The organism is Chitinophaga hostae (assembly GCF_018224885.1).
Lineage (GTDB): Bacteria > Bacteroidota > Bacteroidia > Chitinophagales > Chitinophagaceae > Chitinophaga > Chitinophaga hostae.
The window spans coordinates 55,904-82,688 of record NZ_JAGTXB010000023.1 but is presented as its reverse complement, the minus strand read 5'-3'; the positions used below and the strand labels follow the sequence as shown (position 1 = coordinate 82,688).

19 protein-coding genes are annotated in these 26,785 nt (G+C 46.8%); 10 read left to right on the top strand and 9 right to left on the bottom strand.

The window, feature by feature from the left end; genetic code table 11:
• Positions 1–45: 45 nt before the first annotated feature.
• The 7 genes from KE626_RS29860 to KE626_RS29830 all read left to right on the top strand — a co-directional run bounded on the left by KE626_RS29860 (position 46) and on the right by KE626_RS29830 (position 10,624).
• The gene (locus KE626_RS29860; protein WP_211976733.1) at positions 46–918 is read left to right on the top strand and encodes an SDR family oxidoreductase; all 873 of its coding nucleotides are present in this window, start codon (positions 46–48) and stop codon (positions 916–918) included.
• A 241-nt stretch (positions 919–1,159) separates the two neighbouring features.
• On the top strand, positions 1,160–1,759 hold the full coding sequence (locus KE626_RS29855) for an RNA polymerase sigma factor (protein ID WP_211976732.1): 600 nt from the start codon (positions 1,160–1,162) through the stop codon (positions 1,757–1,759).
• A 53-nt stretch (positions 1,760–1,812) separates the two neighbouring features.
• Positions 1,813–3,063 (top strand): FecR family protein, encoded by a 1,251-nt coding sequence (locus KE626_RS29850; RefSeq protein ID WP_211976731.1) that lies wholly within the window; start codon positions 1,813–1,815, stop codon positions 3,061–3,063.
• Between the two features lie 126 nt (positions 3,064–3,189).
• Entirely contained in the window at positions 3,190–6,576 is a 3,387-nt protein-coding gene (locus tag KE626_RS29845) for a TonB-dependent receptor (RefSeq protein ID WP_211976730.1), read from the top strand.
• A gap of 20 nt (positions 6,577–6,596) precedes the next feature.
• Entirely contained in the window at positions 6,597–8,126 is a 1,530-nt protein-coding gene (locus KE626_RS29840) for a RagB/SusD family nutrient uptake outer membrane protein (RefSeq protein ID WP_211976729.1), read from the top strand.
• A gap of 36 nt (positions 8,127–8,162) precedes the next feature.
• Positions 8,163–9,605, top strand: a complete 1,443-nt coding sequence (locus KE626_RS29835) for an aryl-sulfate sulfotransferase (RefSeq protein ID WP_211976728.1) — start codon at positions 8,163–8,165, stop codon at positions 9,603–9,605.
• Between the two features lie 23 nt (positions 9,606–9,628).
• Positions 9,629–10,624 carry a c-type cytochrome gene (locus tag KE626_RS29830; protein WP_211976727.1) on the top strand — a complete coding sequence of 332 codons (996 nt, stop codon included), beginning with the start codon at positions 9,629–9,631 and terminating at the stop codon, positions 10,622–10,624.
• Positions 10,625–10,904: 280 nt separating this feature from the next.
• On the opposite strand, the gene KE626_RS29825 is transcribed toward KE626_RS29830, so the two are convergent.
• Positions 10,905–11,699, bottom strand: coding sequence for a DUF4382 domain-containing protein (locus tag KE626_RS29825; RefSeq protein WP_211976726.1), 795 nt, complete (start codon positions 11,697–11,699; stop codon positions 10,905–10,907).
• A 374-nt stretch (positions 11,700–12,073) separates the two neighbouring features.
• On the opposite strand from KE626_RS29825, the gene trhA reads away from it, so the two are divergent.
• A complete protein-coding gene (gene trhA, locus KE626_RS29820; RefSeq protein WP_211976725.1) occupies positions 12,074–12,712 on the top strand; it encodes a PAQR family membrane homeostasis protein TrhA in 639 nt (212 codons plus the stop codon).
• 16 nt (positions 12,713–12,728) lie between these two features.
• Here the strand turns inward: trhA and KE626_RS29815 are convergent, their stop codons facing one another.
• Positions 12,729–13,613 carry an AraC family transcriptional regulator gene (locus KE626_RS29815; RefSeq protein ID WP_211976724.1) on the bottom strand — a complete coding sequence of 295 codons (885 nt, stop codon included), beginning with the start codon at positions 13,611–13,613 and terminating at the stop codon, positions 12,729–12,731.
• 101 nt (positions 13,614–13,714) lie between these two features.
• Here KE626_RS29815 and KE626_RS29810 point away from each other — a divergent pair, with 101 nt between their 5' ends.
• Positions 13,715–14,668 (top strand): NADP-dependent oxidoreductase, encoded by a 954-nt coding sequence (locus KE626_RS29810; protein ID WP_211976723.1) that lies wholly within the window; start codon positions 13,715–13,717, stop codon positions 14,666–14,668.
• 72 nt (positions 14,669–14,740) lie between these two features.
• On the opposite strand, the gene KE626_RS29805 is transcribed toward KE626_RS29810, so the two are convergent.
• Complete coding sequence (locus KE626_RS29805; protein WP_211976722.1) at positions 14,741–16,432, bottom strand: sodium:solute symporter family transporter; 1,692 nt, start codon at positions 16,430–16,432, stop codon at positions 14,741–14,743.
• A 170-nt stretch (positions 16,433–16,602) separates the two neighbouring features.
• A complete protein-coding gene (locus tag KE626_RS29800) occupies positions 16,603–17,487 on the bottom strand; it encodes an inositol oxygenase family protein (RefSeq protein WP_211976721.1) in 885 nt (294 codons plus the stop codon).
• 127 nt (positions 17,488–17,614) lie between these two features.
• On the opposite strand from KE626_RS29800, the gene KE626_RS29795 reads away from it, so the two are divergent.
• A complete protein-coding gene (locus KE626_RS29795; RefSeq protein WP_211976720.1) occupies positions 17,615–18,634 on the top strand; it encodes a LacI family DNA-binding transcriptional regulator in 1,020 nt (339 codons plus the stop codon).
• Positions 18,635–18,660: 26 nt separating this feature from the next.
• Here KE626_RS29795 and KE626_RS29790 read toward each other — a convergent pair whose 3' ends face one another.
• Genes KE626_RS29790 through KE626_RS29770 form a run of 5 tightly spaced genes read right to left on the bottom strand, consistent with a single transcriptional unit; the run spans position 18,661 to position 26,785 of the window.
• The gene (locus KE626_RS29790; protein WP_211976719.1) at positions 18,661–20,250 is read right to left on the bottom strand and encodes an IPT/TIG domain-containing protein; all 1,590 of its coding nucleotides are present in this window, start codon (positions 20,248–20,250) and stop codon (positions 18,661–18,663) included.
• An 18-nt stretch (positions 20,251–20,268) separates the two neighbouring features.
• Positions 20,269–20,964, bottom strand: coding sequence for a fasciclin domain-containing protein (locus KE626_RS29785; RefSeq protein ID WP_211976718.1), 696 nt, complete (start codon positions 20,962–20,964; stop codon positions 20,269–20,271).
• Between the two features lie 18 nt (positions 20,965–20,982).
• On the bottom strand, positions 20,983–22,446 hold the full coding sequence (locus KE626_RS29780) for a RagB/SusD family nutrient uptake outer membrane protein (protein ID WP_211976717.1): 1,464 nt from the start codon (positions 22,444–22,446) through the stop codon (positions 20,983–20,985).
• 21 nt (positions 22,447–22,467) lie between these two features.
• Entirely contained in the window at positions 22,468–25,710 is a 3,243-nt protein-coding gene (locus tag KE626_RS29775; protein WP_211976716.1) for a SusC/RagA family TonB-linked outer membrane protein, read from the bottom strand.
• A 40-nt stretch (positions 25,711–25,750) separates the two neighbouring features.
• Entirely contained in the window at positions 25,751–26,785 is a 1,035-nt protein-coding gene (locus KE626_RS29770; RefSeq protein ID WP_211976715.1) for a DUF5007 domain-containing protein, read from the bottom strand.

The window sequence follows — 26,785 nt, the reverse complement described above, 5'->3', positions numbered from 1 at the left end:
GGGCAGCAACGAAACAGGAGCTTTGCATCATAAAACATAATAACTATGACAACAGCAAAAATACTGATTACAGGCGCCACCGGCACCATAGGTACTGCACTGGCCCAACAGTTATCCGCACAAGGCGTTCGTTTCCGTGCTATGGTAAGAACGGCAGATGAACAAGCCGGCAAACTCCGCGCGCTTCCCGGTGCAGAAATAGTGATTGCCGATTTTAATGATCCCCGCAGCATTGCCAGGGCGCTGGAAGGCATGGAAAAAGCTTTCCTGCTGACCAATTCCTCCGCCCAGGCCGGACAACTGCAAAGCGATTTCGTGAAAATGGCCGCCGGCAGCAGTGTACAGCACATTGTAAAGCTCTCACAGCTGCATGCTGACCCGCAATCGCCAGTGCGTTTTCTTCGCTACCACGCCGAAGTAGAAGCATTGATCCGCTCTTCCGGTATGGATTACACCTTCCTACGCCCCAATTTATTTATGCAGGGACTACTCGGTTTCCGGGAAACCATTATCCGTCAAAATAAATTCTTCGCTACCGCAGGCAGCGCCCCTATCAGCATCGTGGATATCCGCGACATCGCAGCAGTAGCCGCTGCTGCCCTCACCCGGCCCGGACATACCAATAAAATATACAATATCACCGGCCCTGAATCACTCACTCATACAGAGCTGGCGGCACAACTCTCCACAGCAATGGGACGTTCCATCAACTATATCAACGTATCGGACGAGGACCTCCAAAATGCCCTGCTGCAGGCTGGTTTTCCTGCCTGGCAAGCCGAAGGCCTGCTGGAAGACTATGCCCACTACGCCCGTGGAGAAGCCGCCGCCGTATCGCCCGCAGTGCAGGAAATAACCGGCCATGTGCCCCGCAGCTTCTCACAGTTCGCGGTCGATTATGCCACACTGCTCTCCTGATGCGGTTTTTTTCTTGCCCAGGATTAAACTGATTTTGATGATTTTCAGGATTTTTTATTTGTGATTATAATTTGATTTTAAAAGATTTGAGAAGATGTATTCGCTTATGTCTCCCCAAATCTTTTAAAATCAAAAAGAAAAAATCCTGTAAATCATCAAAATCAGTTTAATCCTGGGCAAGAAAAAAATCCGCTGCATTTCCCGCCAAATTGTTTAAATTAGCTTCCAAAACAGGAATCCAGTGGGCAATGAAGAAGCGGTTCTGTTAAGGAAACTGCAGCAAGGGGATGCAGAAGCTTTTATAACATTATACAACCAATATTACCCCTCACTGTACACATATATTCTCCACTTTGTCAATGTTCCTGAATTCGCGGAAGACGCGCTGCAGGAAGTATTTATAAAGATATGGGAGATAAGGGAGCGGATCAATCCCGCATTGTCCTTTAGCGGATACCTGTACCGCATTACCCGTAATCATGTATTTAAATCAATAAAGAAGATCACCGCCGATGAAGCGCTTCGCCTGCAGGTAATGCAGCAATTGCAACAGCAGGCCAATGATGCCGATACCCGCCTGCTCTGGAAACAATACGAAACATTATTGCATGAAGCGATCCGGCAATTGCCACCCCAACGGCAAAAAGTGTTCAGGTTATGCCGGGAAGAAAGCAAAAGCTATGAAGAAGTAGCCATGGAACTGGGCATTTCCCGTAATACCGTGAAAGAACATATGGTCCTCGCCGTAAAAAGCATCAAATTTTTCTTTTATACCAATACCGACGGTATTCTCCCTTTCCTCCTTTTCTCCGGTCTGCTGCTGGACCAATCCCGTCCCTGAAATTTTTTTTGTACCCGACCCACCCTACCCGTCATTTTCCGGATAGTATAGATATGTCCGCAGAAAAAAACGATACCTACTATCAACATTTACTGCAACGCTGGCAACAGCAGAAGTGCACACCAACTGAGGCGACCGAGCTAATGGAGTACCTGCGGCGGGATGTTTCCAACCGCACGCTGCTAAACGAAATACAGGCGGCATTCCGGGAGGTTAAACCGGAAATGACACCTGTGTCGTCCGATCATGGTGATCGGGTCAGAAATAAGCTCTTAAAGCATATAAAAGCAACAGATCCGGGTAATACTGCTGTAAAAGGATTATTTAATCATGGCGGGTCGGCGCCACGCGGCATCATCCGTGAATACCGGGCACCGGGCAGCAAATGGCGCATCGCCGCCGCTGCCGCCATATTATTGGGTATGGCCATTCCGGCAGGCTACCTGCTGCTGCAACGCCGGCAAACACCGGCGCCCGTAGCCACCGTAGCAGCAAAAACAGATACCACACCGGGCAAAACCAAGACCGTACTCACCCTGGCCAACGGGGAGAAAATTGTACTGGATGAAAAAGGTATGCAGCAACTGGCCCAACAGGGTAATACGGTTGTCCGCAACAAAAACGGGCAACTGGTATATGAAAAAACGGGCGCAGAAAGCAACGTACCACTCTATAATACCTTAACTACCGCCGCCGGGGAAACCTACCCGCTGGTATTGGCAGATGGCAGTAAAATATGGCTAAATGCCGGTTCTTCGATCCGCTTCCCGGCCACCTTTGCCGGTAATGAGCGCAAAATTGAACTCACCGGGGAAGCCTACTTCCAGATTGCACACGATGCACACCGCCCTTTCCGTGTACTGGTGCGGCAAATCACCGTAGATGTGCTGGGTACCGAATTTAATATCAACTCCTATGCAGACGAGGCCACCGTCAACACCACCCTGCTGGAAGGAGCCGTAAAAATAAACAGCGATAAAGGCACTATGCAACTGGCCCCCGGCGAACAGTCACAATGGACTCCCGGCGGAAATCTAAAAAGAGTAACAGGCGTCAATACAGAGGAAATCACCGCCTGGAAAGAAGGCTACTTCAGGTTTGAAAGCACAGACCTGACCACCGTACTGCGGCAGTTTTCGCATTGGTACGACGTGGAAATTATATACGAAGGCAAAGTAAAGCCAAGAAAATTCTTTGGCATGATCAGCCGCAAAAGCAGTCTCGTGAATGTATTAAAAATGCTGAATGCAAATGATGTTTCATATAGATTAGAAGGGAAAAAACTGATTGTCCTGGGAGAATAACATCGGTTTACAAGTTTACAAGTGAGCAATCAAATCAACCAATAAAATAGGCCTGTAAGCCACTGTTACAGTTAAGTAAAGCTGAAGCAACCGAACCATTTTATCTAATCAAAATCCAGCAGAAGTATGCAATTAAGTACTATTGCCTGTACCCGGTATGACAGCAACCGGCGCTCTACCAAACATCAGAAGGTCAGGAGACTACTGACCCTGCTTTGTCTCGCTACCGGAATGCAGGTCAGCGCGGCAGGCGCACAAAACCAATTGGTGAGCCTCTCTTTCAAAAATGCCAGCGCAAAAGATGTATTCCGCGAAATCAACAAACAAACAGGATTAAATATCCTGGCTGACGAAGCCCTGCTTGAAAAAAGCGGCAAAGCAAATATCGTCGTAAAAAACATGCCTGTCAACGACGCGCTGAACCTCATCATGGCCAACCAGCCACTCAGCTACACGATTGAAGGCGGAGCCATCATCGTAAAAAACAAGTCAGCCTTATTACAACCGGCCAGCACACCACCGCCGCCAATAGAAATACATGGTACGGTAACCACCTCCAAAGGACAACCACTGCCAGGCGCCACGGTTACTGTAAAAGGAACCAGGCATGGCGCTGTTACAAAAGCAGACGGTAGTTTCAGCATCACCGCCAACCCGGGCGAAACACTCGAGTTTTCCATGGTCGGCTTTAAACCATGGTCGGTGAAAATTGATGGTAGCACCACCACTTTCAAAGTTGTACTGGAAGACGATATATCCAACCTCACCGACGTAGTGGTAGTAGGATATGGTACCACAAAGAAAAAAGACCTCACCGGTTCTATCAGTTCCATTTCCAGCGACCAGATGAACAACGGCGGCGTTACTTCCAATGCCGCACAGGCCATACAGGGCCGTGCTGCGGGCGTACAGGTGAGTCAAACAAATGCTGCTCCCGGCGGACAAACCATCGTGCGCATCCGCGGTGGCAACTCCATCAAATCTACCAACGAACCTTTGTATGTGGTGGATGGCTTTCCGTCCGAAACAGGTAAAGACATCAACCCAAACGATATCGATGATATACAAATCCTCAAAGACGCTTCGTCTACCGCCATCTATGGCGCACGCGGCGCCAACGGTGTGGTAATGATCACCACCAAAAGAGGTAAATCCGGTAAACCGGCTATTCAGTACGACGGCTACTACGGTACCCAAAAGATCGTAAAGGAATATGATAAGATGAATGGTCTTGAAAATATGCAGGTGACCAATGCCAAAGCCATTGAAAAAGGTCAGCCCGCATTTTATACCGCAGAAGACCTCGCCAGCGGCCGCAATGCCAACTGGTTTCAATTAACCACCCGCCCCGGCATGGTGCAAAGCCATAACCTCAGCGTAAGCGGCGGTACCCCGGAAGACCGTGTAGCCCTGTCCGGCAACTACTTCCGGCAGGACGGTGCATTGAAAAATACCAACTTTGAAAGATATTCCGTTCGTTTGAACTACGACCGGCAGTTTACCAAACATTTCAAAACCGGCGCCAGCGTTTACGGATCTCATGCCTATACCAACTTCAAAACATACGATGGTAATATCGTACCCTCAAACGTAATGTATGGTGTATTAACCGCTTCTCCGGCCATCCCGGTATACAATGCTGACGGCACCTATGCAAGATTCAAAGGCAGGGACAATCCGCTGGCATGGTTAATGGCGCCTACCAACGACCGCTACGAGAATAAGATGAATATCAATATATACGCAGACTACGAGATCCTCGACGGACTTAATTTCCGCGTAAACGGAGGTACAGAATATACCACTACCAAAGAAGGCACCTATCTGCCCCGCGACCTGGTGGATGGCGAAAAAGTAGGTGGTAAAGCCAGTGTCAACGATCTTTCTTTTACGCGTAACCTGGTGGAAGCCTATTTTACCTATAAAAAAGTGTTTAACAAAATTCACTCTTTCAACCTGGTAGCAGGTGCATCTTATCAATCTGATGCATACTCAAGACATTACTCGCAGGTACAGAAATTTAGCACCGATATCTTCCTGTATCACAACCTCGACGCCGGTACAGAACGTTTGTCGAGCATCACTGCGGATATTCCAACAAAAATGGGGTCCTTTTATGGCCGCTTAAACTATTCACTGAAAGATAAATATCTCGCTACTTTCACATTCCGCAGAGATGGATCTTCCCGTTTTGGTGGCAACAACCGTTTTGGTGCATTCCCATCCGGATCTATCGCATGGAGAGCCAGTGAGGAAGACTTCATTAAAGATCTGAACATATTTTCCAATCTTAAAGTCAGAGGTGGCTATGGTCTCACCGGTAATGACAGGATTGGTGACTATATTTACTTGCCTACTTTTGGCCCTACTAATGTATCATTGGGAACAGGAAGCGATAGCTACGGCGGTACTGTTATTACCCGTTTACCAAATGAAGATCTGCAATGGGAAAACACCGCCCAACTCGACATTGGTATTGATATGGGCTTTTGGAGCAACCGCGTGTCTGCAACTATTGACTACTACCGTAAAAAAACCAATAAGCTGATCTTCGATATGCCGATCGGCGACTGGAACGGCTTCTCCTCACAAACTGTGAATGCAGGAAGCATTGAAAACAAAGGAGTAGAATTATCCATTAATACGGAAAATATTGTGAACCATGCATTCACGTGGAACACTACACTCAATATTGCCTATAATAAACAAAACTGTCTCGATCTTGGTGGCCGTCCTTATGTAATCACACAAACCGCCAACCTGTATGGCGGCCGTGGAATGGACTTTACCAAACTGGCGCCCGGACAGGAGCTGAGCACTTTCTTCGGTTATATTTACGATGGTGTGATCAAAACCGGCGAAGCACACACCGCACAGCCTTCATCTAAACCTGGTGATCCAAAATTCAAAGACATCAGCGGTCCTGATGGCAAACCGGATGGCATCATCGACGCTAATGACCGTACTTACCTCGGCCATGCCAATCCTCACTGGATCTATGGCATTAATAACAACTTTGCCTACAAAGGATTTGAACTGAATATATTCCTGCAGGGCGCATTGGATTACAGCCTGTACAATGCAACCGCCCTGGTACTGGAATCCGGTCCGGGTAAAGCAGCGCTGAACCGGTGGACCACTGCCAACGAAAATACCGATATTCCGAGAGATGGATACGCCATTGCTTACGGAGGCTTGATGAATTCCCGCTTTGTGGAAAACGCGTCTTACCTGCGTTGCAAAATGGTTACCCTCGGATATAATATCCCTGTAGCTAAAACTTTTCTGAAAAGCATGAGTGGCATTAAGGTGTATGGCTCCGTTCAAAATTTATTCACTATCACTAAATACACAGGAACTGATCCCGAGGTAAATACAAATCTCAGAACAGGCAGCGATATCAACGCCAACCTGAACAACAGCGGCAACAATGCCAACCTTTCTTCCGGACTGGATTATACGGCTTTTCCTGCTTATCGCACCTTTACCGTGGGGCTTAAATTAAATTTCTAAACCTGTAAATTCCGGAACAAATGAAATACGCATATATCGCATTAACCACCTTGTTGCTTGGTACAGTTTCGTGTAAAAAGATGGTGGAACCAAAAGTTTATAGTAATCTTGTTGCAGACAATGCCTTTGTGACACTCAGTGACGCCAAAGCAGCTGTAAACGGGGTTTATGCAAGACTTAAACAACCCAGCGGAAAATCCGATGCCTGGATGTATTATGCAGGATTCCAGGTAACTATTTCTGATCTTACTACTGACATTGGGCATGCCAGCTCCGGCGGAGATGTAGGTTTAATGTCCGATTGCCAATGGGCGCCGGCAAATACCTACCTGGCCTTTGCATGGCAACATCAGTACAAACTGGTTAGTGACGCAAACATTTCCTTGCATTACATTCCCAAAATGACCAGCATCACCGATGCACAAAAGAACCAATTTACTGCAGAACTTCGCTTCCTGCGCGCACTTGGTTATGTGGATCTTACTGATGCCTTTGGCCCCGTGATCATGGTTACGGAAGAAACAGTAGCCAAAAATTTTGAGAATCCAGATTATGAAGCGCCTTTACCCACTACACCGGTAGCCGAGGTTAATAAACTGATCATCAGCGACCTGGAATTTGCAGCCCAACATTTGCCCGCTAATTACACCAACAGCGACATATACAGCACTAATGACATAGGTCGTGCCACCAAAGGCGCCGCCATGTCCTTGTTGTGCAAACTGTATATGCGTGAACATGAATGGCAAAAAGCCCTGGACCTGACCACAGAAATCATGAAACTAGGATACGGATTATACCCTTCCTATGCCGGATTGTTTGCGGAAAAAAATAAATGGAGTGAAGAAAGCATTTTTAGCGCACTGGCTGATCCGTTGAATGATGCAGTGGAAATCATGAACCATTTCGGTCCTATCAATAATCCTGTGGTAACAGACAGATGGCAATACTTCGCTCTCACCTGGTATTTCTGGAACACCTTTGCAGCCAATGACGACCGTAAGAAAATGTTTTACTCCGATTACATCGGCACTGATGGTCTCCATTATATGCAAGCGCCTCCGGGACAAACCAATCCACCTGCAGGTTTCTATTATATGCCGGATGTAGCTACCACAAAATTTGCAGATCCGAAAGGCTCCACCACCTATTACGATGGTCACGTATTCCCGATCCTGCGTTACGCCGACATCCTGCTGTGCAGAGCGGAAGCACTGAATGAGCTCAACGGACCCAATGGTGAATCCATCACCCTGATCAACCAGGTAAAAAGCCGCTCCCACGCCACAGGGCTGGGCGCCGCCGGCACCTTCACCAAAGAAACCCTGCGCAACGCTATCCTCCAGGAACGCGGCTGGGAATTTTTCTTTGAGTGCAAACGCAGACAGGACCTGATCCGCATGGGTAAATACGAAAGCGTGGTAAATACGTATCTTACAGCGGTAGGAAAACCTGCCAGCATTACTTTACCCAGGGATAAATACTTTTCTTATCCCCAGGCGCAGGTGGATTTGAATAAAAGTCTTAGCAACGGTGACCGTCGCCATTAGAGATATGTTGTCTTCCTTAATGATTCAATATTGCAAATGATTAGATGGAATAAAATACAACGCATGCTGCCATTGGTACCAATGGCAGCTGCGTTTTTATTGTTACTGCAAGCCTGCAATGACAACGGAGGAAACGACATCACCGAAATTTCCCTTACTTCACAGGGACAAAACGCCATCAAGGTAAGGGTAGCCATACAATGTACCGACACCGTAGACGCCGCGGTAGAATACTGGCCCAAAGGAAAGGAAGCACAATCCACCACTACCCCGCTGTCACTGCATCAGCTGCATCATACCATTGTACTCACTAACCTGATGCCGGTACAGACCTATGAGTATCGCATAAAAACAGGCCATGGTAAGGATTTATATAACAGCAAGGTGTATTCATTCAATACCATCGACTACCCCGTGTGGATGAAAGATAATTTCGACGTAGTTTGTCCCGACAGCTCCGTACTGCCGGTAAATTTCAGGAAAGGCTACGTGATGGTGTCACGCCGCGATGACCCGGGCGTATTATTTTTGCTGAATGCAAAAGGACATATCGTATGGTACCACCAGGTAAGTGGCACCGGATTTAAAGTAGCAGGATTTACCAGCAACAACACCTTCCTCGCACTGTTGGGCGGCCCGGCCTACGAAACCAGCTACGGCGATGAAATACTTGAACTCTCCTTAACCGGCGACACCCTCGTACACCTGAAAAAAGGGCAACAGGATTTTAAACAAACCATCCACCATGAAATACTCCTGAATCCCAAAAATGAGCTGGTGACCCTCTGCGTGGAAGAAAGAATAGTAGACCTGAGCAGCAAAGGAGGCAGTACAAAAGATACCGTGAAAGGTGATGGTATATTGGTACTCAACCGGCAAGGCAAACAAGTATGGAAGTGGACCGTTTTTGATGCCATCAACCCGCTGGATGATAAAAATATTCTCAAAGAAAAGAAAGACTGGATGCACGCCAACTGCGTAACATTTGATAAAGATGGCAACTACCTCATCTCTTTCTACAATAACGGACAAATATGGAAAATAGATGCACACACCGGCAAACGCCTGTGGGCATTCGGGAAAGGCGGCGATTTTCCATTGCCTGACACCGCGCTCTTCGACCAGGCCCACGCCGTACATATCAACGAACACGGAGAACTGATGTTCTTCGACAACGGTGTCAGCAAAAAAACATCGAGAACACTTTCTTTTAAAATAAACGAAAATACCAAACAGGCGCAACTCGTAACCAACGCCAAACTGCCACCTGAAAATTACAATGAGAGAATGGGCAGCAGCTATCTTGTGGGCGACAGCGCCCTGCTGCAATGTGCTACCAAACGGAATACCGTTATACTAACCAACTTACAGGGCAGGTTTCTCTGGTTACTGAAAACAGGGATGTCGTCTTACCGCGCCTCCTTTATCCCGGCAGAACGTGTAGCTACCTACATTACACAGCCGGGTTATGAACATTAAATGTCAACGCAAAAAAACTACACATGAGAAGCTTAATAGTGATGGGATTGATTGGTCTGGGGGGATTTGCAGTCATTTCTTCCTGTGGATCATCTGAAGGAAAAACAACAGCAGCAGCAGTAACTCCCGCTCCTGAAGAAAAATATATCAGCATCGACACCACTCTTATACCGAACGATCAGTTTGGAGCATCCGTTCGCTACGGCAGGGAACTGATGCTCAACACCGCCCGTTATATCGGGCCGGATGGAAGCGCCGGCAAATACCTCGGCAATAAAATGAATTGCACCAATTGCCACCAGGACGCAGGTACCAAAGCGTTTTCCTTTAACCTGATGTCTTCGCACGATCATTATCCACAGTATCGCGGCCGGGAAGGCAAAGTACTTACGCTCGCCGAAAGGGTGAACAACTGCGTAATGCGCCCGCATAACGGCAAACCGCTGCCACTGGACAGCAAAGAAATGGTGGCGTTTTTGTCTTACTTCAAATGGATCAGCACCTTCGTGCCGAAAGACAAACCTTTTAAAGGCGCTAAAAACCTGCACCTGACCTTCCCGGATATAGCCGCCAATCCGCAACACGGACAACTGCTATACCAGGATAACTGCGCCCGTTGTCATGGCGCCAACGGCGAAGGACAATGGAATGCCGATAAAAGCACCTACGTATACCCGCCTCTATGGGGCAATAGCGCTTATCAACCCGGTTCCAGCATGCACCGCGTTATTAAACAAGCCGAGTGGCTGAAAAATAACATGCCCTACGATAAAGTTGCACCAGGTAAACCTTTTCTCACAGATGCAGAAGCAATGGATATTGCCGCCTTCGTGAATAATGATCTTATTCACTCCCGGCCCAATCCAAAAAGTTTTGACTATCCGCATATCGTAGAAAAAGCCATCGATTACGACCATGGCCCGTTTGCAGACACCTTTTCCGTAGCGCAGCACAAATTCGGTCCTTATAAGCCGATCATCGATTACTGGAAAACGAAAGGGTTGAAAGCGGTATACTGATATAGCTTTTAGCTTTTAGCCATTAGCTTTTAGTAGAAATGCAGCGAAATTTGTCTTGCCCAGGATTAGATTGATTTTGTTGATTTACAGGATTTTTATTTGTGATTTTTTGATTTTAAAAAGATTTGGGAAGACATAAGCGAATCTCATTCGCTTGTGTCTTCCCAAATCTTTTTAAAATCACAAATAAAAATCCTGTAAATCAACAAAATCAATCTAATCCTGGGCAAGACAAATTTCGCTGCATTTCTACTAAAAGCTAAAAGCTAATGGCTAAAAGCTATTTCAATGTTATAATCCCTACGTTAGAAACTTCTCCCACCTTTACGGCTACATTAGCTACCACAGTATCTTTCAAAATACCATCTCCTGCTATTGCCACATTATAGGTACCGGCGTTTAGTCCGGACAGTACATATACACCGGTTAACGCGTCCGGAATAGCGGCGGCAATGGTGTCGGTGCTTTGTATAGCAAATACGCCTTTCACATGCAAGAGCGGTAATGCGGTTCCTTTGATAGTACCACTCGTTGCCTTTGTGAATGTGCGGATCACCGGCTTCAGGATATACTTGTTGCTGCCGGTGGTAACAATGGAACGATTGGCATCAAAGTCCAGCCACAAACGGTATTCTACATCCGCTACCAGGTCGGCCTGTACATTGAGTTTTAAGCCTGATTGCTGTGCAGAAGGTGTTTCCAGCGGATAGGTAGTACCCTTTACAACGACGCTGTTATTGGTACCCAGCACCAGCCTGATCTGTGAAATACGACCCGCGGGCAACTCTTTGGAAGCCAGCAAGGTATCCAACCCGTTTCTGAAATCCAGCAGGTTGTATACCCCGGGGCGTACTACCGGAAGGGATTGCCATCCTGCATCTGCATCAGTGGATGTATTTACCTGGATATCTTTGATATCAATGTTTACCGCATCGTAGGCGGCCGGATCGTCTGTCAGGTAAACACTTAGCTTTGAATTACCTGCCGACGACATGGTTTCATTTTTGCTGCATGCGCTCAAAAACAACAAGGATGCTGAAACCAGCATTGCTGTAGCGAAGAATTGGTTTTTCATGATCTAAAAATTAAATAACAGTTGTTGGTTTAAATTACCACTTAAATGATAAAGATAAATATTTGATATGCAAAATTATCAACATGTAAGAATATAGCTAAATGGTTGCTGGCAAATCTCGTTCAGAAGGCTTTCTACAGTAGTAACAAGTGTGATACCAGCGCAAAAACAAAAACCATACCGGGATTAACCGTCAGCAGTTGGCTAACTGCTAACTGCTAATAGCTAACAGCTAACAACAATATCTGTATCGATAAACTCGATCCCGCAGTTATGTATATTGTCGCTACTTTTGTGGGGATAGCGAATGCGTAAAAAACGGAACCACTATGCTTCGCAGCAAGACTTAACAGAAGAAAATTTGAAGAATGCCGGTGAGTAAGAATGAAACGGGATACACCCGTAAACAGGAAATCGTAAATGGCCTGATACATGGACTGGGAATCATTTTTGGTGTAAGCGCACTGCCTATGCTGGCAGGTATTGCCGCCACCCACAATAACACACCGGGTATAGTAGGCGCCTGTATTTATACATTTTGCTTTATATTACTTTTTACCAATTCAACGATCTACCATTTATCGCAGGAAGTAGCCATCAAAAAACTTTTCCTCGTATTGGACCATATCAGCATTTATTTTTTGATTGCAGGCACCTACACGCCTTTCCTGTTGGTATATATGAATAATGCGTTTGGTATTACGTTGTTATCCGTACTATGGGGACTTACGCTGGTAGGCGTTTTCTTTAAGATCTGGTTTACAGGAAAATATGATATTGTTTCCACCATCATTTACCTGGCCATGGGCTGGATCATGGTGGCAGGAGGCCGCAGATTTTTTGAAACGCTGCCGCTACCGGTCATGATTATGCTGGCTATCGGAGGTGGGTTATATACGATCGGCGTCATCTTTTATATCTGGGATAAATACACCTATACGCATGCCATCTGGCATTTCCTGGTACTGGCAGCCGCCGTTTGCCATTATGTGGCGGTATTGCTCACCATGTAATCGCTATAAAAATTTATCAGCCGCTCATACCCGGCTGGTAATTTTTTTCCGCCCACATCTTCTTCCGGAAGTCGGTAGGGTTAATACCGGTATATTTCTTAAACGTTCTGTTTAAATGGCTTTCGTCCGTAAAGCCCAGCTCCTCCACTATTTCACTCATGCGCATATCGCTGTACTGCAAGCGTGTTTCCACCAGTTTCAGTTTGTAATTGGTCACATAGCGCTGTATGCTTTCACCGGTTACCTTCTTCACGTATTCACTGATATAATTTTGTGAGATGTTAAACCGCGCCGCCAGCTTCTCTGCCCGGAGCTTTTCCGGGTAGTATATGTTCTGGTGGATATAGCTGATAATTTCGTTGGAGATCTCACTGTTTACCACACTTTTTTCCGGCTGCACCTGCGCTACATTACGGGCCACAATAGTAATGATGGTGTTCACCAGCTGCTGCACCACCTCGTTTCGCATGGATTGCTCTTTCGGATACTCCAGGATCAGCGCATTCACCAACGCTCTCACGATGGGCTTATCATCCATATTACGCAATATACAACCCGGGAAATGCTGGTTATTATGGAAGATATACTCCAGTTTCTTTGCCCAGTCGCCCAGGTTGCTGTGGGGATTACCAGCACGCTGCGCTTCCAGGTAAATACCGTTAAAACGCACAAATATAAAGGCCGTCTTTTCTTTGATCCGGGTATAATGAGTATCCTGGGGCATGAACAGGAAGAGATTTTCCGGCCCATATTCCACCACATGCTGGTTGTTATGGAGTTCTCCCGTTCCCTTCAGGATATACAACAGCTCAAAGAAATTGTTCCGGTGCTTTCCCATCGGACAGTTTTCTTCCTCCACATACATAATATCAAATGGCTTAAAAAGATTGATGACTTCCATAACCTGATAATATACAAAATGAACCCCTGTTTGTACAAGGGGATAACTGCAAATTTATTGGAATTTTGATTTATCAAATCACAAAAAACAAATTATCAGATATGAAAGCAATCGTATTACAACAGACTGGCGGCGTGGAAAACCTGGTTATTAAAGAAGTGCCTGTTCCCGCTATAAAAGACAACGAAGTACTGATTCAGAACAAAGCTATTGCTATTAACCCGGTTGATGCCTTTGTAAGAGGCAACGCCGGCGCACTGCAAGGCATTGTACGGCCCGCCGAAGGCGCCGACATCATCCTGGGCTGGGACATCGCCGGCGAAGTGGTAGCCACCGGTAAGGATGTAAAGGACTTCAAAACAGGCGATGCTGTTTTCGGTATGGTCAACTTCCCCGGTCAGGGCAGCGCTTATGCAGAATACGTGGCAGCACCCGCTGATCATGTGGCCCTGAAACCTGCCAACACCACCTACGAAAAAGCCGCTGCCGCCTCCCTCGCAGCCCTCACAGCCTGGCAGGCGCTGGTAGTACATGGCCAGGTAAAGAAAGGTGATAAAGTCCTGATCCATGCTGCTGCCGGCGGCGTTGGCCACTATGCTGTACAAATAGCCAAACATTTCGGCGCCTACGTAATCGGCACCGCTTCTGCCGCTAAAAAAGAAGGGGTACTCAGCTTTGGCGCCAACGAATACATCGATTACAACCAGCAGCCATTCGAAAGCCTCGTCACCGATGCAGATATTGTACTCGACTCACTGGGCATCCCCGGTCACCTGGAACGCTCCCTCTCAGCCGTTAAAAACAACGGCCGGCTGATTAGTCTGCTCGTTTTCCCCGACGACGCTTTTAAACAGCAAGCCGCTGCGAAAAATGTATATGTACACCGCCTGACAGTAAATTCCGACGGAAAAGACATCAGTTCAATCGCATCGCTGCTGGAACAGGGCGCCCTGCATTCTGACATCGCGGAAACCTTCCCCTTTGAAGAAATGGGAAAGGCACATGAGAAGGTGGCTGGTGGAAAAACACAGGGAAAGATCGTGGTAAATGTATAGGGCCGGTAAAAAAAATAGCTGCTGCAATCCGCAGCAGCTATAACAACAAGTAGACAGCGAGTATATATGCGATTACCAGAACCTCACATAAATAACCGACAGTAACAATAAGATCGTTACAATCAATATTACGGAAGACGGCTTCAGCTTAAACATTTCATAATCGAGCACAAATGCTTTGGCGCTCACTTTGGGTCCGGCCAGGCTAATACCCACCATTACCAGCACTGTGGTTAAAAACGACCATCCAAGGCTGATAAAAAACGGTATTTCATATTCTCCCTTTGCATTGTGAAATGCAGAATAGAGAATGGTTTCAGGACCGAATAACGTTACCGCCACCTGGTTAAAGAACAGGGAAGCGGCAAACCCGGTAATAATTCCTGCAATAGCGGCCGTACCGCTGGTTCTTTTCCAGAACATCCCTAAAATAAAAGTAGCAAACACACCGGGGCTGATAAAGCTGGAATACTTCTGCACAAAGGTATATCCGCCGGCGCCGCCAATATCCAGCACATCATTCCAGGTGAACAATACACCAATAACGATCGCCGCTACAATAGTGAGCCGGCCTGTCCATACTAACTGTTTTTCATCGGCCTTTGTGTTGATATATTTCTTATAAACATCCAATGTAAAAATGGTGGAAATACTATTCGATTTCCCTGCCAGCGAAGCCACAATGGCCGCCGTAAGCGCCGCAATAGCCAGGCCTTTCAGGCCGGCAGGCAGCAGGGTAAGAATGGCAGCATATGCACCGTCTTTATGTCCTCCTTCCAGCTGCGGTAAATGCCCATGCTGATAAAGTACATAGGCTACCACACCCGGCAGCATTACGATTACCGGCATCAGTATTTTGAGCAGCCCTGCAAATAAAATACCCGTGCGCGCTGTTTGCAGATCGGCTCCCAACGCCCGCTGGGTAATATACTGGTTACATCCCCAGTAGTTCAGGTTACTGATCCACTGTCCGGCAACATACATTCCAAAACCAGGGAGGATCAGGTATTTGTTTACATAGTCCTGCGGAGCCGCTGCAGCGGGCTTTCTCAGCATCATATGAAAATGATCCGGCGCTTCCTGCATCAGTATATTAAAACCCGCCAATACATCTTTCCCCATTCCAAATTTTTCACTCACTACCGTGAGCGCCATATAGGTAGTAGCCAGTCCGCCAATAATCAATACCCCTACCTGTATTACATCGGTATAACCAATTACCTTCATTCCCCCCAGGGTAATAATTACGGAGAAGATAGCCAGCGCCACCATCACTTCGTGGAAGTAAGCCCCGCCCAGCAACCCGTTGATGGCCAACGCACCGAGGTAAAGAATGGAAGTAAGGTTCACAAACACATACAGGAACAACCAGAATACAGACATAATTAACGCTACCGTTTCATTGTACCGCGTTTTCAAAAACTGCGGCATAGTGTATATCTTGTTTTTGATATACACCGGCATCAGGAACACGGCCACAATAATCAACGCAGCGGCGCCTACCCATTCATACACCGATACGGCAATGCCTACAAAAAAGCCATCGCCGCTCATACCTATAAATTGTTCGGCAGAAATATTGGAAGCAATAATAGAGGCGCCAATAGCCCACCAGGTAAGCGATCCCTCTGCCAGGAAAAAATTCTTCGATGCACTTACTACCCCCTTCTTCTTCCTTTTATAAATCCAGTAACCGTAAGCTGCAACAATAATAAAATACAACGCAAAAACCAGGTAGTCTTTCAGAACAAGTTGATTACTCATAAGTGGATCGGGTTGATCAGCAGTTTAATGACGTGGATATTAATACCTGGATTGAATATAATACTTTCCGCTATGGGAAAAATCAAAAAGGACTATCCGGATGGATGTGATGTGGTATGTACGCTGCACCCATCCCCGATAATCCTTTGTATACCTTACTTGTGTGCCGGTCAGAATTTTAAAGTAGACGGCAGATATTTCGCAACCAGGTCCTCATAATACGGCCTCAATACTTTCCAGTCCGGCGGAACAGGACTTTTGGAGTACAGGTCGTATGGATTGAACAGGTCTACCCATTTAAACATTTCCACATCATGCGCATTCATCAGGTGCCCATAGGCATGCTCCCGGTGCTGCGGATAAAAAGAATGGTAGCGCAGCATGTACAGGGCCGGTTCAGGCAAATGGTCCTTCATGATCTGGTAAATATATTCGTCGTGGCCCCAGCTCAGGTGTACATCGTGTAAGCCGCAATTGGGTTCATACACGCCATATTTAGTGTTATAGTCCGGGTTGTTGATATCCGGATTATTTTTGAAGAATTCCGGGAAAACAATTTTATCGGAAAATGCGCAACCTACCGGGAAAGTATCTCCTACTACTGCCCATTGCGGCTCACCAAATAAGCACAGTACTTTGCCCATGTCATGAAACAACCCTGTCAGCACCATCCAGTCGGGGTGACCGTCGGCGCGGATCGCTTCTGATGTTTGCAGCAGGTGCTGAAACTGGTCCAGGTCAGTATCCGGATCAGAGTCATCGACCAACTGATTCAGGAAATCAAATGCATCCCAAACCGACATCTCCCTTTTGTTAAAAGAAAGAAACTCCTGCTCCTTCTGTTTTACAAAAGCATATGACTGGTAAGTATGATTAAGGCGGTAAAACTCGCGTACCGTATCTCTCGGAGGCGTCGCATAGTTGCGGAATTCAGCGGTGCTTTTTTCCTTGTTGATATTGGCAGGATCAGGATATCGCTGGAGTAAATCATCCTCCCATTGATCCAGTGATTCCAGTGGAGCAGGATTCGGCTGCCCGTTAACGTTATCCATCATGTCAAGATTTTTAAAAGTTCGTGGAAAAGAAGAAAATATCCTGCTCTAATATGCGATCTTTTTAAAAATCTTCCGCATAATAGAATAACTTTATTTACTTAACCGATTAAGTAACACGGGGTATCATATGGAAAATGTCACGATCAGGATGCTGGCGGAAAGATTGCAGTTATCTACTGCCACCATCTCAAAAGCGTTGAACAACAGCCACGAAATCAGCGAGGAAACAAAGCAGCGGGTGCTTGCACTGGCGGCAGAGCTGAACTATGTGCCCAATCCATATGCCAGCAGCCTGAGAAAAAAGGCCAGCAATACCATCGCAGTGGTTATTCCGGAGGTGGCCGACAGTTTTTTTGCAGAAGCCATTAACGGCATCGAATCCGTTGCGCAGGAAAAAGGCTACCATGTGCTTATTTACCTGACGCATGAGAGTTTTCAGAAAGAACAGGCTATACTGAGAGATTTCCAGAGTGGCCGGGTAGACGGGGTGCTGATATCTGTAACAACGGAAACGGCTGCCGCTCAACATGGGCTGGAACAACTGGTAAAAGAAATACCGATCGTATTCTTCGACCGTGTATGCGAGGAAATTACCGCGGCCAAAATCACCACAGATGATGCTACCGCTGCCTATAAAGCCACCACCCACCTCATTGCCGGCGGATGCCGGCAACCGGTAATGCTGTCGGCCTCCAGGCATCTTTCCATCAGCAATAAACGAACAGAGGGCTTCCGGCAGGCATTGGCCGATCATCAACTGCCCTTTACTGCAGCCTCCATTATCTATTGCTCCAACGATACCATTGCCACCCATGAGTTACTAAAGAAGGCGATACAAAAGGAACATTACGACGGCATCATCGCCACCACAGAGAAACTGGCCACCGCCGTATACGAGGCGGCAGCGGCATTACACCTGCAGATCCCGCACGACCTGCAGGTAATAGGGTTTTCAAACCTCTCCACCGCAAAATTTTTAAATCCTTCCCTCACCACCATCACCCAACCTGCCTTTGATATGGGCAAAGCAGCGGCGGCACTGTTGTTCAAAGCATTAAAAAGCAGCAGCTTTGCCCTCCCCGAGCAGCAGGAGGTCATACCCTCCACGCTGCTGATAAGAAATTCTACGCTGGCTGCCGCTGACTGAAAACAACAGTAGGCCGCTTTTAGTGATTATGGATAAACAATCCGCACAATACGATTGGCGTTACGATAGTCAAACCTGGTAAAGGTACCTACCAGCAACATCGACTTCTCTCCCTCCTGCTGCACAATTTTCATGATCCCGCCGCTCACCGCATCAGGGCTAAGGGTGATACCGCCATTGGTATTGAAAGAAGGATGAATAGAACCATCGGCATTCAATACAATGATATTGTTACGCTGCAGATCGCCAAACTGGCTGAAAATACCACTGAGAATAATCTGCCCGCCCGGCATAAAGCTGATATCGTAAAAGAAGCCATTACTGCCCTTTCCAGCATTAAAAGTAGGGTCTACCACTCCGTTGGCATTAATACGGGCTATATGGGGCACCAAGGTACCGCCAAAGTTATTAAAGCCGCCAACCAGCACGATCTTGCCATCTGCCTGTCTTGCCATATTTACAATGGCCTGGTCTGCGCCGGCGCCGGATACAAATGTGGGATCCAGCGAACCATCGGCATTCAGCCTGGCGATACGGTTAACCGTTTGCCCGTTGTATTTGGTGAAATTACCTGCAATCAGCATCTTTCCATCCGGCAACAGGATAGAACGGTTAATAAAACCATTCGGCCCTTCTTTCCCCATATGCTTTACCAGGTCGTAATTATAGGTGCTGTCCAACCCGCCATCCGGCGTTAAACGCACCATACCATTTACCTGTATGGAATCAAGATGCACGGAATCCAGTCCCAGGGAACTGGTTAACTGGAAATTAGGCTGTACATAAAAACGGAAACTGCCTGTGAGCAATATCCCCCCATCTGCCTGCACATGCAGGTTACCCACTGACCCTGAAATACCTCCTTTTAGTTTGGATACCGTGAGGTCTTTCCCGGAGGGTAAAATTATTTTATCTGCTGCGAGTGTGCCGTTATTATTCAGCAACGCCAGGCTGTTTACATAAGCAACGCCTTCGTAGTTGTTGAAGGCGCCTGCTACCAGGTACTTCTTTTCAGGCCCCGGTACTATAGCGGCTTTGCTTACATAGGTATTGGTACCGTTCTTTCTTAAACCAAAACTATTATCCGATGTACCGTTGTGATTGATCCTGGCCACCCGGTTGCGATCATAGTCTACGCCGTTGAAAGTGGTAAAGTCTCCTACCACCAGGTACTTGCCGTCTTCTACCGGGATAATATCGCCAATAGCGCCGTTGGCGCCAATGAGACTGGGATACGTGGTATCCATTTCAAAGGTACCCAGTACCCGGAAAAAAGGCCCGAAAAAGTACTGCTGCCCCACTGTAGCAGCTACATTCCCGGTGGCTGCCTGCGCAGGCACTTTTACTCGTATAGTTGTATCCGTTAGTGATACCACCGCTGCTTTTACCCCATTAAAGAGAATGGATAATTTATCCTTATTCTTTTCAAATCCTTTACCAGCGATCACTACTTCGTCTCCCACCTTTCCTTTAACAGGATTGATGCCGTCCTTGTTGATTGAAATGGCCGGCAACACCGTTTCCTGGTAGGGATTTTTCCCGTTGGTGCTAACGGTTTCCTTCTTACAGGCGCCCAAACCAGCCAGGAGTGCTATTAAATAGATATATCTTTTCATACTGAATGCGTTAATAGTTTATTGATGCTGTAACGCCTGTTCGGCTTCTCTCAGAAAATCGCCCCGGAAGCTGAACAGATGCCGTACATTTAATGCATGGATCACCCCGTTGGTAGGCTGAATGTCTGATGACGATACATACACATAAGGATTGTTTTTAAATGTAACCGGGTCATAGGTGATGTCTGTCAGCAGCAGCAAACGGGCGCCCACAGCTTCTACACCGTTATAATCCTTATATACCAGCCCGATGTTCAGGATATAACCACCGGCCATCACATAGTTGATTCCCGGATAGGCGTATACGTTAGCAGGATCAATACGGGCAAATTGATTGGCGGTATGTTTTCCTTTCAGGATATACCGCATCAGGAACTTCCGCCAGATATCACCGGGAATATCCGGCAAATGCACACTGTCCTCCACATTTCTGTAGCGGTATTCGTTCAGGTCTGCCAGCGCATCACCAATGCTCTGATCAGTGGGCGCAAAAAAAGTAACAGAATCATTCTGCAGCATATCCTTTAATCCTGCCTTCTCCACTACGTAGGCAACGGTATCAAACAGGTAAGGATTTTTTACGAGATAGTCGTATATGGTACCATTATAGTGAGGATCTGCCAAACCTCCGTCTACATAGTAATCCTTTTTACAGGCGGATATAAATAATCCTATCAACAACAGCATGCCGGCTAAGGGCAACAACTTGCGCATAGTAAATGTTTTTAACAGTTATTGTATCCAATAAGCATTCCTGGTAACCAACGGATTATTTTTCACCGCATCGCCCGATATAGGCCAGGTCCAGGCTCCCCGCTCCATTTGCTCCGGTGTCAGCGAATTCTCCAATGCATTTTTATCGGAAATTCTGCCGGTGCGGATCAGGTCATACCATAAATGCCCCTCTCCCATCATTTCTTTCTCCCTTTCCAGGAATACGGCGTCCTGTAACGGTTTGCCGCCACCGCCAACATACAGTTTGGCGCCCGCCCGGTCACGTACCAGGTTCAGCATTTTGATCGATTCCACATTCTGGTTCAGGTAAGCCAGCGCCTCTGCTCTCAGCAATATGATATCTGCATAACGGAAAAAAATCAGGTTAGCATCGTAGTCCCTGGAGGAAGGATCGGTGATGGCTGAAAACTTCAGGAACATCGGCGTTTGATCGGTATTATACGGATTGTAAAACCACAGCTCCAGCCGCTTGTCTGATTCGCCACGGGGATAGATCCGGTCGAGGTGCCGGATCATCGGCGTTATTTCACTTCTGCCGCCAATATTATCATGGATATAAGGTTCGTGCAATGTCCACTGGCAGATCAGCGAGTGAAACTTGCCGCCGTAGTTGGCATCAAGCGATAATTCAAAAATACCCTCTTCAGAACGCCCCTTGAATATGGTCAGGAACGTTTCTTTGGTATAAGGCAGGAGCTTATACACATTAAGATCCATAACCGCCTTTCCCAGCGCAGCTGTTTGTGTCCAGTATTTCTGCTCATTGGCTTTATCAAATCCGGCCGCCCACATGTTGATATGCGCCATCAATGCCAGTGCAGCCCCCTGCGTACCTCTTACCGCCCGGTTGGTAGGATCGTCGTACGACAACGGCAAATCGTCCTTACTGGTTTCCAGGTCTTTCAAACAAAAATCCAGTACAGTCAGCATTTTTTCACGCGGCATCAGTTTGGTATCGTAAGGATCCGTTTGCAAAGGAACATCTCCATACATCCTTGCTATATAAAAATAGATGAATGCTCTCAGGAACCTCGCTTCCGCCACCAGCGCCTTCTTTTCCCTGTTGCCAAAATTCGGATCTTCAATACCGGGTATCCTGTCTATACATAAATTAGCCAATGCAATCGCCTGGTAAAATTCTTTCCAGTCCTGCGGATTATCAGCGCCATCGCCACCACCTGTATTCAGCATCAGGTTCTGGCCCAGCTTACGGAGATTATCTTTTCCAAACCAGTTCCAGTTCCCTGGTCTGAAATCGCCCGCATTATATAATATACTCCTGGTAAATTTATTCAGCAGGATAACATATGCGCCGTTAATAGCACTCTGCGCATCCTGTTTTGTTTTCCAGAAATCCTTCCCGGAAAGTGTATCCAGCGGCTTTACTTCCAGAAATTTTTTGCAGGCGCCCGCACCTGCCAGCAGGCAGATGATGATGCCTATTTTATACCATTTTCTCATCTGAAAATAATTTAAACGTTATTAAAATTGAGCGCCTATACCAAATGTGAAACTACTGGCGGCAGGATATCCATTGATATCATCCCTTCCCAGCGAAGTAACCGTTTCAGGGTTGGGACCAGAGTAGTTGGAAAAGATAGCCACGTTATAAGCTGTGAAATAAGCGCGCAATACACGCAGCTTTAACCGCTTCATAAAATCAAAGTCGCGGAACTGGTAGGCCAGCGTGATCTGGTTGATTTTAAAGTAAGAGCCATCCTCCATCACCAGGCTCTGATTCAGCCTGTTGGGTTGTACCAACGCGTCATGATAAAAAGATCCCACAATAGCCGGACGCGAAGCCACATCTCCCGGACGCTTCCAGTAATCCAGTTTGCTGATATCATACAGGTTGATAGGACCATCCAGGTTATTACCTGTATAATCCGTAACATACGGCGCCTGCAGGCGGTATACTCTCGCCGCAATAGCGTTGTTCAGAATACTGCGGTTCAGCAGGTACGTACAGAAAACACTGAGCGATACATTCTGATAGCTGAAAGTATTGTTGAAACCACCGGTAACAGAGGGTTCCGGGTTACCCATAATCACATAATCGGCATCACTCAGCGCATAGTCGCCGTTCAGATCCCGCCAGATAGGGTCTCCTGCCTGGAAGAACTGGGAGCCAGGTCCCGCATTTGCTTTGTAACGCACTCCCCTGATGGGATCTACCGGTACATCGGAGGTATTTCTATACACGCCATCTGTCTGGAATAAATAGTTGCTCTGCGGATTTCTGCCCACCTTCAAGGCAATAGACTGACGGTTCCTGTCGTCTATACTCAGGTAAAACTGTGAACCACCCGGTAATTCGGTGAGTATGCCCTTATTATAGGCGCCATTAACACTCACTGTCCACTGGAAACCCTTTGGATTCAGATGTACAATAGGACGCCCGGTAATAGACAACTCATGGCCATAGTTTACAATGGCGCCGCCATTTACCTGCATCTTGTTATAGCCGGTAGCGTTAGGCAGATAAGCATCCCTCACCAGGTTATAGTTATTCTTGTAATAGGTGTCGTAAATAATTTCCAGGCGGCTTTTAAATAAGCCCAGGTCCACACCAAAGTTGAACTGGGAAGACTTTTCCGGCTCCATAGACGGATTAGCCAGCACATCAAACTCAGGAATGATGGAGTTAGCGTTATTATAACCCGGCACACTTTTATATACACCCAGCGAATTAAGAATGGTGGCAGTAGGACGGCTGTTCACACCATACGTAGTACGGATAGATCCATAATCCAGCCAGCTCAAACGACGCATCAGGTTTTCCTTGTTGAAATTCCAGCGGAAACCAACAGAAGGGTTTTTGGTATATGGATTATTAATACCGGCTGCAGAACTTCCATCTAACCGGTAAGCCAGGTCTACACTGTATTTGGTACGGAAGTTATAAGAGAGGAAACCCGCCCAGGAAGCGGCATGGTATACATAGGATACCGGTGTGCCATTCACATTCACTTCATTGGCATTGTTCCACACGTTACCAGGATAAAAACGGGGAGAATAGCCACGCGGGCCCCAGTAATAATCATTAGGTCCGTTACGCACATCCCTCACATGCTGATCATCCGATTTAATATTTATTTCACTGAACACGCTGGCATAAATATTATTTCCTTTTTCTAGGTCTTTCTTGTTGGAACTATAGCTGTAGTTAACACCATTACGGGTATTCAATTCATCATGCCTGCCTACAAAGCCATATAAACGGGTGGCGTTGTTGTTGGAAAAAGACATCTTAAACTGATCCCTGGTATCTGTATAATAATCATAGGAAGTAGTAGAGTTGATACGCAGGTTGTTGATGATTTCATAGTCCACATCTACAAAGCCCCTGAAGTTGACCGTATTGTTATCATCTATATTATTTTCATAACCATCGAGCTGCGGGTTACCAACAAATTTGGATGGACCGGGCAACAACGACGTAGTAAAGGAATTACCGGCGCCATTATCGGTGAGTCCGCCGCCATTACCGCGCTGCTTCTGTCCGAGCGCACTGAATAACTGTGCGCCTATACGCAGTTTTTTGCTGGGCTGCATATTCAACTGCATATTCAGGCTGTACTTATTAAACCCGGTGTTCTTTAATACCCCCTGGTTCATCTGGTATGCGAAGTTGGCCTTGTAGTTCATTTTGATGTTGCCGCCACTGATCTGCACGTTGTTATTGGTGTTCATCGTGGTCTGGTAAAATAAACCCTGCCAGTCGGTAGAATTATTATAGAAAGAATTTAAACTGTCGGTAAGAAACTGCGTTTCCGGTTTGGCTAAAATGTCGCGTACGTCCTGCTCATCACGGGCGTTCATAAAAATTGAATTGATACGATACCGGCGCTCTGCATTACCACCAATGGTGGGGCGTAGTTTGGGCGGGAAGTTTACAAAAATGCTGCTGTTCACATCGATGATGGGCGTAGGTGAATTACCTCTTTTGGTGGTTACCACAATTACGCCGTTAGCGCCTCTTGAACCATATAATGCAGTAGCCTGCGCATCTTTCATTACTTCAATAGACTGCACATCTTCCGGTGGAATCAGTGCCAGTGGCCCTGTGGCAGCACCGGGTTGCAACATCGACTGGGAAATACCGCCGTCAAAATCCACGGGTACGTTGTCGATTACCAGCAGCGGGTTATTGCTGGCCAGGTAGGCCTGGTCGCCGCTACCGCTTACATTCAGCTGAGATACCCCTCTAACGGACATGGTACCACGAAAACCCGGTGCGCCGGAGTTATTCTGGATATTCAGACCGGCTACCTTACCCTGCAGCAACTCCTGGATATTGGATACTGGCACATCCTGCAGATCCTTACCCGAAATAACGGCTACGGAACCCGATACCGTTTCCTTGGTACGTTTCTGGTAGCCCACTACCACTGCTTCTTTCAGTGATTTATTTTCGGGCGTAAGCGTTACATTGAGTACCGTTGCTTTTCCGATTTTAAGGGTTTCAAAGCGATAACCGATATAACGGAACTGGATGGTTTTATCCGGTTCTACTTTGATGATAAACTGCCCCGTAGGATCAGTTACCCCTAAGCCCTTGTTATTTTTTATGTCGATGATAGTTACACCGGGAATACCGTCTTTCGATGCGGCATCCGTGACCCTACCCTTTATAGTAACTGCCTGTTGGGCATATACCGTATAGCTGGCTCCTGTCAGCAACAGGAAAAAACTCACCAGCAATGTTAAGTACCGTTTATTCATGGCACAGCATTTTTAATGTTTTCAGAATACAGTTACCTGGTTAATCGTTGGTGAACTTGGGATTCACCCTGAACCGGATGATCACATCCCAGCTGCCGGGTTCAAAAATGGCAAACTGCAGCCCTACTGCGGCCTGGGTCCGTGTGCCATAAGAAACCCGTTCATAGATAAATCCAATACTGGCCTTCTCATTGATGCCTACATCTGCCAGCACCGGGAAGGGACTGGGAACATCCCAGGTAACAACCGTGCTATCCTGCGTCATTTTACGGTTAAACCCAAACGGTACGATCTGCTCAATGGTGTTACTTCTGTATACAAGACTATCCCATTGTGTGATATTGAATGATGACAGCCGGATAGGCAGCGAGTCCTTATCGAAAAATTTAATGGACACGGTGTTTTTTGCAGTACCTGTTTTCACGAAGAAAACGTCTACGTTCTCCGCGGGAATATTGTTGTTCAGTTGATCTTTTACACCTATCAGTGTGGGGTGAGTAAGCCCTCCTTTATCCAGCGGTTTCCGTAAACCGGTGATATCATCAAACTCATAAGGCTCATAAGGTCGCGGACGCCGGAGTTGCAGTTTTCTTTTCTGGAAAGTTTTTTGTCCGCCGTTGTTCTTCACAAAAATATCGAAAGTGTATACCCCTGGCTTTATCCTGGAAGTATCGGTGGCCCAGAATACCAGGTCGCCTGAATTGGCGCGGATATCGAGCAGCGGCCGCTTTACCTGCGTGCGCTTCGCATTTATTTCGTCCACACTTTTCTCTGTGCCGCTGTAATATTGTTTCCATTGCCAGGTATTCACCTCCTCCCGCAATGCCGGTACGGGCTGTCCGTCCGGCCCCGCAATATTCTGCAACTCAAATGTGAGCGGCTGCGTAGAATAATCCGGGTTAAACTTGCCATAGAACACGTTGGTACGCCCAAAATTAGCGGTGTAGGTATCGCCATCGAAGTTGGCGTTATTACTGAAATGTTCTTTTTCCTTCGGCAACAAGCTCTTATAACAACCGGTTACCGTCATTGTCAGCACGCCTATAATTGCATATATATATACTTGCCTGTTCAT